Consider the following 14706-nt stretch of genomic DNA (forward strand, 5'->3'; position numbering starts at 1 on the left):
AGTAGCGGTGCGCGGTGTCAGCGGCCCCGCGTCATGCGCCGGTACTCGGCGCTCACCTGACCTGCCGTCACCTCGCGGTCCAGGAAGAGGAGGTCGTCCATGCGGCAGTCGCAGGCATTGTTCTCGCGCGTGTTCTGCGGGAAGCTGCCGCCGATCTTGATGCCGCGCGGGTCGGTCGGCGAGGCGCGGTGCGGCGCCGGTGTGGTGGTGAGCTCCCAGGGGTCGCCCGGCGTGACGTAGAAGCCGTCGAGAGGCTTGCCGTCGCGGTAGAGGGCCATCGTGCCGTCGCGGAAGTCGAAGGTGGCGGCCAGATGGACCCACTCGCCTCGGGGCAGCACCTTCTGCCAGTCGGCGGAGGCGGCGAAGGTCTGGGAGGCGCCGCTGTCGAGGCGACGGCCGAGCGCTACGAGCTTCAACTCGCCGTTCACCTGGATGAGTTCGAGCAGCGCACGCACTGCGTGTCCGTCACTGGTGCCGGAGAGCACCCCGGCGAGTCCGATCGCTCCGTAGCGGTCGGTGGGGTTGGCGGTGTTGGAGTTGAGGGTGGGATTGTCGCCCGTCATCTTGAACCAGCCCATGACGGTGGCGGTCTTGGCGCTGTTGAAGGCGCCGAGGGAGCCGACCCCGGCCTCGTTCCAAGTACCCGCTTTCCAGTCGTCGTTGCCCGCTGTGGCCGGGTTCTGCTGACGCACCTGGAGGGCGGGCGAGCTGCCCCGGTACGCCTCGTCGTCCACGCGCATGGCGGAGCCGCCGTTGATGAGCGTGAGCGGGGTGCCGGAGCGCCCGATGTCCCGCTCCCTCGCGGGATCTGCGGGATCGGGGTGCCCGAAGTCGTAGGCGGCCACTGCGTGGGAGCGCAACGAGCCATGTCCCGCAGGGCCGTTGGCCTGGGCCGGGACCCTGTGGGCGGGGCCGCTCGCCTGCGCGGGAAGCGCGGCGGCGGCGAGGACGGCGACCGAGGCGAGGGCCACGGCGGCGAGTGCGGTACGTCGGGTGCGGCGGGCGGATCGGGTGCGCCGAACGTGTGGTTCGAGCCCGGCGCTGACGGTGGTTCGGGCGATGGCGGTGCGTCTGGTGCGGGGCAGTCTCATACGGCCTCCGAGCGGCAACGAACGGGCTGCCGACCGGGATTCTCCCGACCGACAGAAAGCGCTTTCGTCACGTGCGGGCACCATGTAACTCCCTCACCGCAACCCTGACAATGGGCGTGTCCGCGCCATTTTTCGAAGACGCACCGCTGGGCAGCCGATACGGGCCGCCTCTGGGGTGGAGACGGCGCGCGGGTCAGCAAGGGGCGCGCATCACTCCGTAGCCGCTCCGTAGGTTGCGCCCCTGAGCCCGCCGACGGTGATCCGGACGGGGCCGCCGTCGGCGTCGACCTCTCCCGTCCAGTGGCCCGCCAAGTGCAGGGTGCGATGAGGGAGCGCGCGGCGCGGTACGTACTGGCGGTGCAGGCGGCGGCCGTCCTGCGTGACGACGAGCACCGGCCGTGTCAGCGCCTCCGACGTGCGCAGGACGAAGCCTTCCACCGGCACCTGCGGGACCGCCCGGTTCGGCGCCACCCAACGCAGGGGCGCCGCGACCTCGATCGCGGGTCCACCCGGCGCCGGGCCCGTTCCGTCCAGGAACCCGCGCACGGCGTCGGCCGCGAGCGCGCCCTCGCGGGCCGCCCACAGCGCCGGCTCCACCGCGTGCAGCACGTTCCCCACGGCGAAGACGCCCTCGACCCCGGTGCGGAACGCGCCGTCCACGGCGGGCCCCCGCGTCCCGGGGTCGAGCGCCACTCCCCCGCGCCGCGCCAGCTCGTGGTCCGGCACGAAGTCCCCGGTGAACACCACGGTGTCGCAGCCGACCGTCGTCAGCCGGCCGTCACGATGCCGCAGCGTGACGCCCGATACCCGCCCCCTCCCCAGGAGTTCGGCCACGGTCGCGCCGGTGAGCACGGGGACGCCGTGACCGATGCGGGTCGCCGCGGCACGCGCCCGGCCCAGCTGGTGGCGCGGCTCCTCGGTGGTGAGCGCGGCGACGGTGACGCCCGCCCGGCGCAGGGCGGACAGGGCCGCGTAACTGACGGGTTCGGCGCCGACGACGACCGCGCGGGTGCCGACCCGCTGCCCGTGAAGGTGGACGGCCTGCTGGAGCTCGCCGGTGGTGAGCACTCCGGCGGGGCGAGTGCCGGGTACGAGGCGTGCGCTGCGCGGGCGTTCGCGTGCCCCGGTGGCGAGGACGACGGCGCGCGCGGTGATGCGTTCGAGCCCGTGCGGGCCGGTGGTGTCGAGGGTGAGCGGCCCGGCCCATCCGGTGGCGGTGACCCCGGTCCGCAGGAGCGCGCCGGAGCCGAGCGCGGCCTCGACCGTCCTGGCCGCGTACTGCGGCCCGGTCACGCCCCACCGCCCGAACCCGCGGTGGTGGCAGTGCCGCGGCACACCGCCCGCCACCGCCTCACGCTCCAGGACCTCCACGACGCCCACGCCGTGCTCGGCGAGGCCACGGGCGGCGGCGAGCCCGGCGGGCCCCGCGCCGACGACGACCACGTCGACGCCCCGCTGCCGCCGCGTCATTCCGGCCCCCACTCGCCCCGCCCCTCATGAAGTGCGCGCACGGCCGCCCCGCAGTAGAACCCCTGACACCGTCCGCCCCGCGCCCGGGTCCTGCGGCGCAGGCCCTCCAGGGAAGCGGGCGGGACCGTGCTGATCAGGGCGTCCCTGATCTCGCCGCGGGTCACGCGCTCGCAGTGGCAGACGATGGTTCCGTACGCGGGGTCGGTCGCGATGAGGTCCGCGCGCTGATACGGGCGGGGGAAGGCCTCGCCCAGGTTGGGCATGTGGACGGGGGCCGGCTCGAGCGGCTCCTTGAGGTCGAGGCCGGGGTCCGCCTCGGCGATCAGGCCCGCGACGTGGGCCGCGATCGCCATGGACGCGGTGAGGCCGGTCGAGCGGATGCCGCCCACGGTGACGTAGCGCCGCCCCTCGTGGCAGCGGATCCGGTAGTCGTCGTGCTCGGTGGCGGCGCGCAGGCCCGCGTACACGGCGGTGACCTCCTCGTCGGCCAGGGCCGGCAGGATGCGGCGCCCCTTGGTGAGCAGCCCGTCGAGTCCGTCCGCCGTCGTGCCGGTGGCCGCCTTGTCGTCGAGGTCCTCGGCGGTCGGGCCGAGCAGTACGTTGCCGTAGACGGTCGGCGCCACGAGGACGCCCTTGCCGAGCGCGGTCGGCACCGGAAGGATGATGTGCCGGACCAGGTCGCGGGCGAGTTCGTCGAAGACGATGAGCTGGCCGCGGCGCGGGGTGACGGTGAAGTCGCCGCGCCCGAGGACGAGCCGGTCAAGGACGTCGGCGTTCAGCCCCGCGGCGTTGACGAGGAACCGCGCCCGGAGCGCGCCGCGCGACGTGGCCAGAAGGTGATCGCCTCCTTCCGAACTCACCGTCCCCACACGGGTGTTGAGGTGCAGATCGACACCGGACCGCACCGCTTGGGTGGCGTACGCGAGCGTGGTGCTCCAGGGGCAGATGATGCTCTCGCCCGGGACGTCCAGGGCGCCGAGCGCGCCGGGGCCGAGATGCGGTTCGCGGGCCCGGGTCTCGTCGGCGTCGATGATGCGCGCCGCGTCGTATCCGTTGCGTCCGGCCTTCTCCAACAAGCCTGGCAGTGCGTCGAGTTGTTCGTCGTCCCAGGCGACGAGCAGGGCACCGACGGGCTCGACGGGGATTCCGGACTCGGCCGCGTAGGCGGCGAGCAGTCGCTGCCCTTCCTTGACGAGGCGGGACTCCAGGGAGCCGGGCACGGCGTCGAACCCGGTGTGCAGGATTGCCGTGTTGGCCTTGGAGGTGCCGTCTCCGACATCGCCGGACGCCTCCACGAGAGCGATGCGCAGGTGTGGGTGGCGCGCCAGTTCGCGGGCGATAGCGGTACCGACGACGCCGGCTCCGACGACCGCCACGTCGTAGGCCCGGGACGACATCTGCCCTTTGGGTGACAGCGGCCCTTTGGTGGTGACGGTCATGAGGACCCCGTCGGCGTGCGGTCGAGGAGCGTGGCGACCGCCGAGCGGAACCCGTCGAGGCGTTCGGCGGCCTGCGCGGCATCGATGCGCGGCTCATACACGGCGGCGGGCTGCCGTCGCGGAACCGCGTCCCCCACGGTGAGTGCGGGATCGAGCCCGAGCCGGGCGACGACGCCCACGCCGAGCGCGGTCGCGTCAGGCAACTCGGCCACCTCCACGGGAAGTTGGAGAAGGTCCGCCTGGGTCTGCATCAGCAGGGCCGACCGGGTCAGGCCGCCGTCGACGCGCAGGGTGCGCAGCGACTCGCCCAGGTCGGCAGCGACGGCGTCCGCGAGCGAGACGACCTGCGCGGCGATCCCCTCGCACAGGGCGCGTACGAGGTGGCCGGAGGTCGTGTCCAGGCCGAGGCCCGTCAGGGAGCCGCGCAGGTCGCCGCGCCACCAGGGCGCCGCGAGGCCGGCGAGGGCTGGCACGAAGGTGACGCCGTTCGTGTCGGGCACGGCCGATCCGACCGGGTCGATGTCCTCGGCCCCCGCGATCACCCCGAGGTCGGTGAGCCAGCGGACGGCGGAGGCGGCGGTGTAGACCTGCCCGTCGAGGCAGTAGCTGGTCCGCCCGGCCAGTCGCCAGGCGACGCAGCTGACCAGTCCCGAGCTGCCGCGACGCGGACGGTCGCCGGTCGGGGCGAGCAGGAACGCACCTGTTCCATAAGTGCACTTGGCGGTTCCCCGCTCGCTCACGTCCTGCGCGAGCAGCGCGGCCTGCTGGTCCACGAGGAGCCCGGTGAGGGGAAGTTCGGGGCCGAACGCCTTCGTCGTGCCGACGGGTCCCGCGGCGTCGACGACGTCCGGCAGCCGCTCGCCGCCGAGGCCGAAGATGTCCAGGGCGCGCGGCGACCACGCAACGGTGTCCAGGTCGAGGAGTTGCGTGCGTCCCGCGGTCGCGGCGTCGGTGACGAACGCGCCGGTCAGCCGGTGGGCGAGCCACGCGTCGCTGGTGGTGACGACGCCGTCCCGGGTGAGGTGGCGCCGGATCCAGGCCATCTTGGGGGCCGCGAAGTAGGGGTCGAGCGGCAGTCCCGTGAGGTCCCTCAACTCATCGGCGTACGGGGCGAGTTCCGCACACAGTGTTTCAGCCCGACGGTCCTGCCAGACGATCGCGTCCGTGAGCGGCCTGCCGGACGCGGGGTCCCAGGCGAGGACCGTCTCGCCCTGGTTGGCGAGGCCGACCGCGCCGACGGGCTCGCCCGCGGCGGCCAGCGCGCGCCGCCCCGCGTCGACGACGGAGGCGAGCAGCGCGGCCGGATCGACCTCGACGAGGCCGCCCGGGAGGTAGCGCGGACGTACGGGCGCGCTGCCCGAGCCGATCACGCCGCGGTGCGGGCAGATGACGAGGGCCTTCGTCCCCGACGTGCCCTGATCGATGGCGAGGACGGTCCCCTCGCGCGGCCCGCCGGCATTCGTGATCACCGCGGAAGCCTGCAACAGCCTCCGCGACAGCGTCAAGGGTGCCCCCTTCGCCCCTGCCCCCTACACTGATCATCCGTCAGTCTCCTTACTCCACCTGTGACTTCACGCCTCTCCCCACAAGAGGAGCTCATGTCCACACCGGAAATAGGCACCACCTCGTCGAGCGCCGCCGAGTCAGGGCCGGCCGGACAGCCACCGGACGAGGAGGCCAGACTCAGGGAGCTGGGCTACCAGCCGGTCCTGGCCCGCCGCATGGGCGGCTTCGGCAACTTCGCCATCAGCTTCTCCGTGATCTCCGTCCTGTCCGGCTGCATGACGCTCTACGGATTCGGCCTCGGCACCGGCGGACCGGCCGTGATGATGTGGGGCTGGGCGGGCGTCGGCCTCTTCGTCCTCCTCGTCGCCCTGGCGCTCGCCGAGGTCACCAGCGCGTATCCGACGTCCGGCGCCCTCTACTACATGGCCGACCGGCTCGGCGGCCGCCGCTGGGGCTGGTACACGGGCTGGCTCAACCTCCTGGGCCTGCTCGGCGCGATCGCCGGAATCGACTACGGCGCGGCCCTGTTCACCGGCGCGCTCCTCAACCTCCGGTTCGGCTTCGACCCGACACCCGGATCGACCTTCCTGATCTTCCTCGCCATCCTCTTCGTGCACGCCGCCCTGAACCTCTTCGACGTACGCCTGGTCAGCCTGTTCAACTCCATCAGCGTGTGGTGGCACCTGGCGGGCGTGGCCGTGATCGTCGGCGTCCTCGCGATCGTGCCCGACCACCATCAGTCGCCGTCCTTCGTGTTCACCGAGTTCGTCAACGACACCGGCTGGCACAACCCGTTGTACGTCGCCGCGATCGGCCTGCTCCTCGCGCAGTACACGTTCTCCGGTTACGACGCGTCCGCGCATCTCTCGGAGGAGACGTCGAACGCCTCCGTCTCCGCCGCGCGCGGCATCGTGCGGGCCGTGTGGGTCTCGTGGATCGCCGGGTTCGTGCTGCTCGCGGGGCTGACGTTCGCGATCCAGGACTACGCGGGCGCGCAGGACAGCGCCACCGGCGTGCCGCCCGCGCAGATCATGATCGACGCCGTCGGCACGTCCGGCGCGACGGCGCTGCTCCTGATCGTGATCGTGGCCCAGCTGTTCTGCGGGAACGCCGAGGTGGCGGCGACCAGCCGCATGGTGTTCGCGTTCAGCCGGGACAACGCGCTGCCGGGCTCGGCGCTCTGGCGCAAGGTGAGCGCCCGTACCCGTACACCCGTGCCCGCCGTGTGGCTGTCGGTGGGTCTCGCCGCCGTGATCGCGCTGCCGTCCCTCTATTCCACGACGGCGTACGGAGCGGTGACCGCCATCAACGTCATCGGGATCACGCCCGCGTACGCGATCCCGGTCCTCCTGCGCCTGCGCGCGGGCGACCGCTTCACCCCGGGACCATGGAACCTGGGGCGCTGGAGCAGACCGGTCGGCTGGACCGCGGTGACGTGGGTGGCCTTCGTGACGGTCCTGTTCTGCCTGCCGCAGGCGTCACCGGTGACAGTCGACTCGATGAACTACGCGTCGGCGGCCCTGGCCGTGGTGCTGATCCTGGCGACGGTCTGGTGGTACGCGGCGCGCGACACGTACGGAACGCCTCCGGCGAAGGAAGACGCCCCGGGATAACAGGAGTTCGGGGAGGTTTCGGGAACGACCGAGGGGCCGTGTCAGATTTCTCTGACACGGCCCCTGATCTGCGACTTCGAAAAGTCGGGACGACAGGATTTGAACCTGCGACCCCTTGACCCCCAGTCAAGTGCGCTACCAAGCTGCGCCACGTCCCGTTCGCGCCGCCCGGCGGGTGTTCCGCTTGGCGGCGCAGAAAGAACAATACCCCAAGCTCAGGGGTGGTCCGTAGCCGGTGCGAGGGCCGCGGGGCGGCCGGACGCCGACGCGGGACAATCGAGGCATGAGCGACGTGAGCAGTGGCCGGGACCGCGACCGTGACGAGGAGGGGCGGGCCAGGAACGCGCGCCCCCGCGACGGCCTCGGCCGTCCGCTGCCCTACGGCGCGGAGGGGGTCGCTCGGCAGCCTGAGGGGGTGGTGCGGGCCCCCGAGGAGACGGTCACGGAGGCGCAGGCGCTGCTCGACGCGGGCCGGCCGTTCCACGCGCACGAGGTGTTCGAGGACGCGTGGAAGTCAGGTCCCGGCGAGGAGCGCGGCCTGTGGCGCGCCCTGGCGCAGCTGGCGGTGGGTCTGACCCACGCGGCCCGAGGCAACACGGCGGGCGGCGCCCGCCTCCTGCGCCGCGGCGCAACGGGCCTCACGGCGTGGCGCGAGACCTCGGACAGGCACGCACCGTACGGAATGGACGTGGCATCACTGGAGACCTGGGCAACAGCGCTGGCCAAGGAGGTGGAGCGACAGAACGCCCCCACAGTGGACGCGGCGACCAACGCCCCCCGCCTACGCCCCTAGGCCCACGGTCTCTCGCCCGGGCCCCCACACTGGGGGCGTGGGGAACTGCGCGCCCAGCCCTCACAACCCGCTGAGAACCACAGCCCCACCTCTCGCCCCGCTCCCCAGGGGCGCGGGGAACTGCGCGCCCAACCCCCACAACCCGCAGCCAAACGACACCCCCGGCCCCGGCCCCGGCATTGCGGGGCGCGACCCGCAATACACCCACGCGGCGTCAGCCACCGTCACCCGTAAAGCTCCGCAGGATCACGCACGCACCCGTCCTCGATGTGAGGCTGGCCGGGTGACCACCACAACGGAGACCGTGCAGCCCCCGGCGCAGCCGCCCGTGCTGGACCGGCGGCGCCGCAACGTCGTCTTCGTGACGATCATGCTGGGCATGCTGCTCGCCGCGCTCGACCAGACGATCGTCGGCACGGCGCTGCCCACGATCGTGTCGGATCTGGGCGGCGCGGCGCACATGTCGTGGGTCGTGACGGCATACCTCCTCGCGGAGACCGTCGCCACGGTGCTGGTCGGCAAGTTCGGTGACCTGTTCGGGCGCAAGGTGGTCTTCCAGGTCTCGGCGATCGTCTTCATCACCGGTTCGTTCCTGTGCGGACTCGCGACGAACATGACGCTGCTCATCGCGTGGCGGGCGGTGCAGGGCATCGGCGCGGGTGGCCTGATGGTGACGGCGATGGCGCTGATCGCCGATGTCATCCCGCTGCGGGAGCGGGGCAAGTACCAGGGTGCCATCGGTGCCGTCTTCGGGGTCGCGACCGTGATCGGTCCGCTGCTCGGCGGCCTGTTCACGGACCACCTCACCTGGCGCTGGGCGTTCTACGTCAACGTACCGATCGCGATCCTCGTCGTGATCGCCGCGGCCCGCACGATCCCCGTCGTGAAGTCGGCCGTCCGTCCCGTCATCGACTACCTCGGCATCGCGCTCGTCGCGGTCGGCGCGAGCGCGCTCATCCTGGCGACGAGCTGGGGCGGCAACGAGTACGCGTGGGGTTCGCCCACCATCATCGGGCTGTTCGCGGGGGGTCTCGCCGCGCTCGCCGGGTTCTGCTGGGTGGAGACCCGTGCCAAGGAACCCATGCTGCCGATGCGGCTGTTCGGCAACCCGGTGTTCACGGTGTGCTCGGTGCTCAGCTTCATCGTGGGTTTCGCGATGCTCGGCGCGATGACGTTCCTGCCGACCTATCTCCAGTACGTCGACGGCGACTCGGCCACGGTCTCCGGCGTCCGCACCCTGCCGATGGTGATCGGTCTGCTCATCGCGTCCGTGTTCAGCGGCAACGTCGTCAGCAAGACCGGCCACTACCGGCTGTTCCCCATCGTGGGCTCTCTGGTCATGGCGGTGGGGCTGTACTTGCTGTCGCTGATGGACAGTTCGACGAGCGCCTGGCTCGAGTCGCTGTACATGTTCGTGCTCGGCACCGGCATCGGCCTGTGCATGCAGGTTCTGACGATCGCCGTGCAGAACACCGTCGAGTACGCGGATCTGGGCACGGCCACCTCGGGCGTCACCTTCTTCCGTACGCTCGGCAGCTCCTTCGGTACGGCCGTGTTCGGCACCATCTACGCCAACATGCTCAAGACGAACCTCGCCGACGGGGTCGCCGCCGCGGCGCGGACCGGGGCCGCTCCGCCCGCGGTGATCGCCAAGGCGGCGCAGAGTCCGGAGGAGCTGCACCGGCTGCCCGCCCCGGCGCGTCAGCCGATCGTGGAGGCATACGCCGACACGCTGCACACCGTGTTCCTCTGGACGGTCCCGGTCGCGTTGCTCGGCTTCGTCGTGGCGTTCTTCCTGAAGCAGGTTCAGCTGCGGGACAGCGCGCGGATGGGGTCGACCGACATGGGCGAGGGCTTCGCGTCGCCACAGGGCGGGGACTCGGCGATCCTGCTCGAACGGGCCGTCGGCAACATCGTCAAGTCGGCGGACCTGGACACCGCCCGGCGCATCCTGGACGAGTCGGACACCCGGCTCGACACCGCGGGCGCGTGGGCCGTGATGCAGGTGGAGTTCTTCACGCGAATGGTGGGGCACGCAAGCCTCGGCATGATCGCGGCCAGCCGCCGCATGCCGCCGGAGGTGCTCGTGCCGGTCTTCGACCGCATGGTCGAGGAGGGCTATCTGACGCACACCGGCTACTACTTCTCGCAGACGGCGGCGGGGCAGCGCGAGGCGGACGTGATCAGTCACGCCTGGGGCGCGTGGATGAGCCGGCAGGTGGAGGCCGACCTGGGCAGACCACCGGGCAAGGACCTGCGGGCCGCCGTGGACACGATCGCGAAGCGGCTGCTCGTCGAGGACCTGGAGCACGGCCTGCCGTCCCGCAGCAGGGACAAGGTCCTGTCCGCGTCGTGACGGTGGCTCAGCGCAGCAGGAGCTGGACCCCGCCGACCACCGTCGCCGCGATCACGAGCCGCTCGAACAGCCGCTGGTTGATGCGGTGCACGCAGGCCTTGCCGATGAACGCGCCAGGTACGACGAACAGGACGAGTGCCGCGTCGAGGAGCAGCGAGCGCCCGTTGATCAGGCCGAGGCCCACGCTGAACGGCACCTTGGCCGAGTTGACGATGAGGAAGAACCACGCGGAGGTGCCCAGGAAGCCGAGCTTCCGGAAGCCCGCCGACAGCAGGTACATCGACATGACGGGCCCACCGGCGTTGGCGACCATGGTGGTGAAGCCGCCCAGCACTCCGTAGGAGCGGGCCTTCGCGCGGCCGGCGCGGCTCGCGGTCTCCTCGACCTCCGGAGCGTCCTCCCGGCGTCTGCGCCACACCGTGACGGCGGCCATCAGGAGCAGGATCGCCCCGATCGACGTACGCACCATGGCGTCGTCGGCCCACACCATGAAGAGCGTGCCGAGGACCACTCCCGCGGCCACAGCCGGGAAGAGGCGCCACAGGGTGGGCCAGTGGGCGTGTCTGCGGTAGGTCAGTACGGCGAGGATGTCGCCGGCGATGAGGACGGGCAGCAGGATGCCGGTGGACTCACGGGCGGGCAGGACCGCCGCGAAGATGGCGAGGCTGACCGTGTTGGCGCCGCTGACGGCCGTCTTCGAGAATCCGACGAGCACGGCTGCGGCGGCAAGGGCGGCGAATTCCCAGAGGGTTATGGAGTACATACCGGGGACAGATGCTAGACCCATCTATCCGGTCGGCGTCAGGGGGCGCCGCATGCTGGGACACGCCGCCCCCTGCTCGTGCTCCCGGAGTCAGTCGGTGTACCGCGAGCGCAGTTCCCGCTTGAGGACCTTCATGCTCGGGCCGAGCGGCAGCTCGTCGGCGAACTCGACGCGGCGCGGGTACTTGTGGCGGCCCAGGTGCTCCTTGGACCACTCGGCGATCTCGTCGGCGCCGGCCGCACTCCCGTCGGCGTCCTTACGGATGATCACGGCGCAGACCTCCTCGCCGTGCACGGGGTCGGGCAGGCCGATGACGGCGACCTGGGCGACGCCGGGGTGGCGCATCAGGACCTCCTCGACCTCGCGCGGGTAGACGTTGTAGCCGCCGCGGATGATGACGTCCTTCTTGCGGTCGACGATGCGCAGATAGCCGTCCTCGTCCTTGGTGCCGAGGTCGCCCGTGCGGAACCAGCCGTCGACGAGGGCCTCCGCGGTGGCCTCGGGGCGCCCCAGGTACCCGCTGAAGACGCAGTGGCCGCGCACGACGACCTCGCCGAGCTCGCCCTCGGGGAGCAGCTCCACGCGGTCCTCGACCTCGGCGCGGGCGATCTCCACGTCGATGCCCCACATGGGATGCCCGATCGTGCCCGGGCGCGCGCCGAAGACCGGCTGGTTGGTGGCGGCGGCCGGGGAGGTCTCGGAGAGCCCGTAGCCCTCGTAGATGGTGGCGCCGTAGGCGTCCTGGAAGCTTTCAAGGACGGCGACGGGGAGCGAAGCGCCGCCCGAGACGCAGACCTTGAGGGTGGGGAGCTTCTCGGCCGCTGCCGCCGCGGCCGCCAGCTTCACGTACATGGTGGGTACGCCGTGGAAGGTGTTCACGCCCTCGGCGACCATCAGGTCGATGGCCTTGGCCGCGTCGAAGCGCGGGAGCAGGACGAGGGTGGCGCCGGCGCGCCACGTCGCGTTCATGGAGACGGTCTGCCCGAAGGCGTGGAAGAGCGGCAGCGCGCCGAGCGCGATGTCGTCGGAGCGCACGTCGTGGCCGTCGAAGGCGCTGACCGTCGCGTTCATCACCAGGTTGAAGTGGCTCAGGACGGCGCCCTTGGGGACGCCGGTGGTGCCGCTGGTGTAGAAGACGACGGCCGGGTCGTCCGCGTCGCGGGTGAGGTACGTGGGCAGGGGCTCGGCGTCGTGCGTGAGCCGCTCCAGGTCGCCGCCCTCGCCGAGGGTCAGCATGCGCACGCCGGTCGCCCCGGCCGCCGCCCCGCCGGTCTTCGCCTGTCCCGGCTGGCACAGGAGCAGCGTTGCGCCGCTGTCGCGCAGGACGTGCTCGACCTCTCCGGCGGAGAGGAGCAGGTGTACGGGGACGACGACGGCGCCCGCGGCGAGCGCCGCGTAGTACGCGCGCGGGAACTCGGCCACGTTGGGCGCCATCAGCGCCACCTTGTCCCCCGGCCGCACGCCGACGCCGATGAGTGCGGCGGCCTGCTTGCGGGCCTGGAGCCACAACTCCTTGAAGGTGACGCGCAGTTCACCTTCGACGAGCCCGGTCCTGTCCGGGTGACGGCGGGCGGACTCGGCGAGGATCGCGGCGAGGGACAGGGTTGCCATGAGGGTGGTGCTCCGTTCGTACTGACTTCTGGTGCGGCTCTGGACCAGGTACAGCTCAGCGGGACGTCAGCGGGCGTTCAGGAGCGCTCGACGAGGACGGCGGAGCCCTGGCCGACGCCGACGCACATGGTGGCCAGGCCTCGGGAGCCGCCGGTGCGGCGCATGCGGTGGAGCAGGGTGGTCAGGATGCGGGCGCCGGAACAGCCGAGCGGGTGGCCGAGCGCGATGGCGCCGCCGGTCGGGTTCACCAGCTCCGGGTCGATGCCGAGCGCGTCGACGCAGGCGAGGGCCTGGGCGGCGAACGCCTCGTTGAACTCCGCCTCCTGGACGTCGCCGATGGACCAGCCGACGCGGGCGAGCGCCTTCTGCGTGGCGGGGACGGGGCCGATGCCCATGACGTCCGGGTGCACACCGGCCGAGGCTCCCGCGACGTACCGGCCGAGGGATTCGAGGCCGAGGTCGTGCAGGGCGTCCTCGCTGACGAGGAGCAGGCCCGCGGCGCCGTCGTTCATGGGTGAGGCGTTGCCCGCGGTGACTGTGCCGCCCTTGCGGAAGACGGGCTTGAGCGTGCCCAGCTTCTCCAGGGAGGTGTCGGGGCGGATGCACTCGTCCTGCTCGACGACGACGCCGTCCGGGCGCGTGACGGGGAGGATCTCGGCGTCGAAGAGGCCGTTCTTGCGGGCCTCGGCGGCGTTGTGGTGGCTGCGCAGCGCGAAGGCGTCCTGGCGCTCGCGCGGGACGTCGTAGCGGTCGGCGACCTCCTCGGCCGTCTCCCCCATGGCGAGGACGCCGTGCAGCTCCTTCATATTCGGGTTGACCAGCCGCCAGCCCAGGCGTGTGTCGTACGTCTCCATCTTGTGCGGGAGCGCCTCGTCGGGGCGCTGGAGCACGAAGGGGGCGCGGCTCATGGACTCGGAGCCGCCCGCGAGGACGACGTCGGCCTCGCCGGAGGCGATGGTGCGGGCGGCGGTGGTGACGGCTTCGAGTCCGGAGGCGCACAGGCGGTTCACGGTCGCTCCGGGTACGGACTCGGGCAGGCCCGCGAGGAGGGCGGCCATGCGCGCGATGTTGCGGTTGTCCTCGCCGGCCTGGTTCGCGGCGCCCCAGTAGACGTCGTCGATCCGGGCCGGGTCGAGCTCCGGCACACCGGCGAGCAGACCGCGGATGACGCCGGCCGCCAGGTCGTCGGGGCGCACGGTGGACAGGGACCCGCGCAGCTTTCCGATCGGGGTGCGGCGGGCGGCGGCGAAGTGGACGGGACGCACGTGCGGCTCCTGGGGAAAGTTAATTAGCACTGCTAGTTTTGGACTATAGACCCGGGCCCCGCGCCCTGTGAAGTGGGCACCGCTGGATAGGCTCCCCGCCGTGAGCACTGCGTTCGAGTACGAGAAGTCCGGGGCGGAGATCTACCGCCGGTCCTTCGCCACGATCCGCGCCGAGGCCGATCTGGGCGGGCTGCCCGCGGAGGTGGCCCAGGTCGCGGTCCGGATGATCCACGCGTGCGGGATGGTCGACCTGGCCGGCGACCTCGCGTACTCGCCGGACGTCGCGGTCCGCGCCCGCGAGGCGCTGCGCGGGGGCGCCCCCGTCCTGTGCGACGTGTCCATGGTCGCCAGCGGCATCACCCGGAAGCGGCTGCCCGCGGACAACGACGTGGTGTGCACCCTGTCCGACCCGTCGGTCCCCGCGCTCGCCGAACGGCTCGGCACGACGCGCTCCGCCGCGGCGCTGGAGCTGTGGCGGGAGCGGATGGGTGGGGCGGTTGTGGCTGTGGGCAATGCGCCCACGGCGCTCTTCCGGCTCCTGGAACTGGTGCGGGAGGGCGCGGAGCCGCCCGCCGCGGTGATCGGGGTTCCGGTCGGGTTCGTGGGCGCGGTCGAGTCGAAGGACGCGCTGGTGGAGCATGCGGGGGAATTGGGGCTGGAGTACTTGGTGGTGCGGGGGCGGCGGGGTGGCAGTGCGATGGCCGCCGCGGCGGTCAACGCGGTCGCCTGTGCGGTGGAATAGGTTCCGGGCGCACATCCCGGGGGCAACGCCCCCGGACCCTCGCTTTCGCCCTTCGGG

Annotated in this window: 11 protein-coding genes and 1 tRNA gene; 4 read left to right on the top strand and 8 right to left on the bottom strand. The window is 72.0% G+C overall.

Annotation, left to right across the window (positions count from 1 at the left end; all coding sequences use genetic code 11):
* Positions 1 to 17: 17 nt before the first annotated feature.
* From ACWFR4_RS13980 to ACWFR4_RS13995, 4 genes are all read right to left on the bottom strand, one after another.
* Positions 18 to 1091, bottom strand: a complete 1074-nt coding sequence (locus ACWFR4_RS13980; protein ID WP_453467882.1) for a LamG-like jellyroll fold domain-containing protein — start codon at positions 1089 to 1091, stop codon at positions 18 to 20.
* A gap of 210 nt (positions 1092 to 1301) precedes the next feature.
* Positions 1302 to 2561, bottom strand: a complete 1260-nt coding sequence (locus ACWFR4_RS13985; protein ID WP_453467880.1) for an FAD-dependent oxidoreductase — start codon at positions 2559 to 2561, stop codon at positions 1302 to 1304.
* Positions 2558 to 4000 carry an FAD-dependent oxidoreductase gene (locus ACWFR4_RS13990; protein WP_453652541.1) on the bottom strand — a complete coding sequence of 481 codons (1443 nt, stop codon included), beginning with the start codon at positions 3998 to 4000 and terminating at the stop codon, positions 2558 to 2560. Before ACWFR4_RS13990 ends, ACWFR4_RS13985 begins: the two co-directional genes overlap by 4 nt.
* Positions 3997 to 5469, bottom strand: coding sequence for an FGGY family carbohydrate kinase (locus ACWFR4_RS13995; protein WP_453652543.1), 1473 nt, complete (start codon positions 5467 to 5469; stop codon positions 3997 to 3999). The genes ACWFR4_RS13990 and ACWFR4_RS13995 overlap by 4 nt, the downstream gene beginning before the upstream one ends.
* Before the next feature lie 129 nt (positions 5470 to 5598).
* Here ACWFR4_RS13995 and ACWFR4_RS14000 point away from each other — a divergent pair, with 129 nt between their 5' ends.
* The gene (locus tag ACWFR4_RS14000) at positions 5599 to 7119 is read left to right on the top strand and encodes an amino acid permease (protein ID WP_453652545.1); all 1521 of its coding nucleotides are present in this window, start codon (positions 5599 to 5601) and stop codon (positions 7117 to 7119) included.
* A gap of 84 nt (positions 7120 to 7203) precedes the next feature.
* Here the strand turns inward: ACWFR4_RS14000 and ACWFR4_RS14005 are convergent.
* Positions 7204 to 7277, bottom strand: a tRNA-Pro gene (locus ACWFR4_RS14005).
* A 125-nt stretch (positions 7278 to 7402) separates the two neighbouring features.
* Between ACWFR4_RS14005 and ACWFR4_RS14010 the strand changes: the two genes are divergently transcribed.
* A complete protein-coding gene (locus tag ACWFR4_RS14010; protein ID WP_453652547.1) occupies positions 7403 to 7912 on the top strand; it encodes a DUF309 domain-containing protein in 510 nt (169 codons plus the stop codon).
* Positions 7913 to 8195: 283 nt separating this feature from the next.
* Positions 8196 to 10268, top strand: coding sequence for an MDR family MFS transporter (locus tag ACWFR4_RS14015; RefSeq protein WP_453462480.1), 2073 nt, complete (start codon positions 8196 to 8198; stop codon positions 10266 to 10268).
* Between the two features lie 7 nt (positions 10269 to 10275).
* On the opposite strand, the gene ACWFR4_RS14020 is transcribed toward ACWFR4_RS14015, so the two are convergent.
* The 3 genes from ACWFR4_RS14020 to ACWFR4_RS14030 all read right to left on the bottom strand — a co-directional run bounded on the left by ACWFR4_RS14020 (position 10276) and on the right by ACWFR4_RS14030 (position 13907).
* Complete coding sequence (locus tag ACWFR4_RS14020; RefSeq protein ID WP_266556451.1) at positions 10276 to 11031, bottom strand: sulfite exporter TauE/SafE family protein; 756 nt, start codon at positions 11029 to 11031, stop codon at positions 10276 to 10278.
* Between the two features lie 90 nt (positions 11032 to 11121).
* The gene (locus tag ACWFR4_RS14025; RefSeq protein WP_453462477.1) at positions 11122 to 12642 is read right to left on the bottom strand and encodes a long-chain-fatty-acid--CoA ligase; all 1521 of its coding nucleotides are present in this window, start codon (positions 12640 to 12642) and stop codon (positions 11122 to 11124) included.
* Positions 12643 to 12719: 77 nt separating this feature from the next.
* Entirely contained in the window at positions 12720 to 13907 is a 1188-nt protein-coding gene (locus tag ACWFR4_RS14030; protein WP_453652549.1) for a thiolase family protein, read from the bottom strand.
* Positions 13908 to 14007: 100 nt separating this feature from the next.
* Between ACWFR4_RS14030 and ACWFR4_RS14035 the strand changes: the two genes are divergently transcribed.
* On the top strand, positions 14008 to 14649 hold the full coding sequence (locus ACWFR4_RS14035) for a precorrin-8X methylmutase (protein WP_227298749.1): 642 nt from the start codon (positions 14008 to 14010) through the stop codon (positions 14647 to 14649).
* The last annotated feature ends 57 nt before the right edge of the window (positions 14650 to 14706 follow it).

It is taken from the genome of Streptomyces sp. NPDC055140 (genome assembly GCF_053607285.1).

Excerpts from the sequence above, each read along its gene's own strand:
- ACWFR4_RS13980 (WP_453467882.1), bottom strand. The coding sequence starts at position 1,091 with ATGAGACTGCCCCGCACCAGACGCACCGCCATCGCCCGAACCACCGTC.
- ACWFR4_RS13985 (WP_453467880.1), bottom strand. The coding sequence starts at position 2,561 with ATGACGCGGCGGCAGCGGGGCGTCGACGTGGTCGTCGTCGGCGCGGGG.
- ACWFR4_RS13990 (WP_453652541.1), bottom strand. The coding sequence starts at position 4,000 with ATGACCGTCACCACCAAAGGGCCGCTGTCACCCAAAGGGCAGATGTCG.
- ACWFR4_RS14000 (WP_453652545.1), top strand. The coding sequence starts at position 5,599 with ATGTCCACACCGGAAATAGGCACCACCTCGTCGAGCGCCGCCGAGTCA.
- ACWFR4_RS14010 (WP_453652547.1), top strand. The coding sequence starts at position 7,403 with ATGAGCGACGTGAGCAGTGGCCGGGACCGCGACCGTGACGAGGAGGGG.
- ACWFR4_RS14020 (WP_266556451.1), bottom strand. The coding sequence starts at position 11,031 with ATGTACTCCATAACCCTCTGGGAATTCGCCGCCCTTGCCGCCGCAGCC.
- ACWFR4_RS14025 (WP_453462477.1), bottom strand. The coding sequence starts at position 12,642 with ATGGCAACCCTGTCCCTCGCCGCGATCCTCGCCGAGTCCGCCCGCCGT.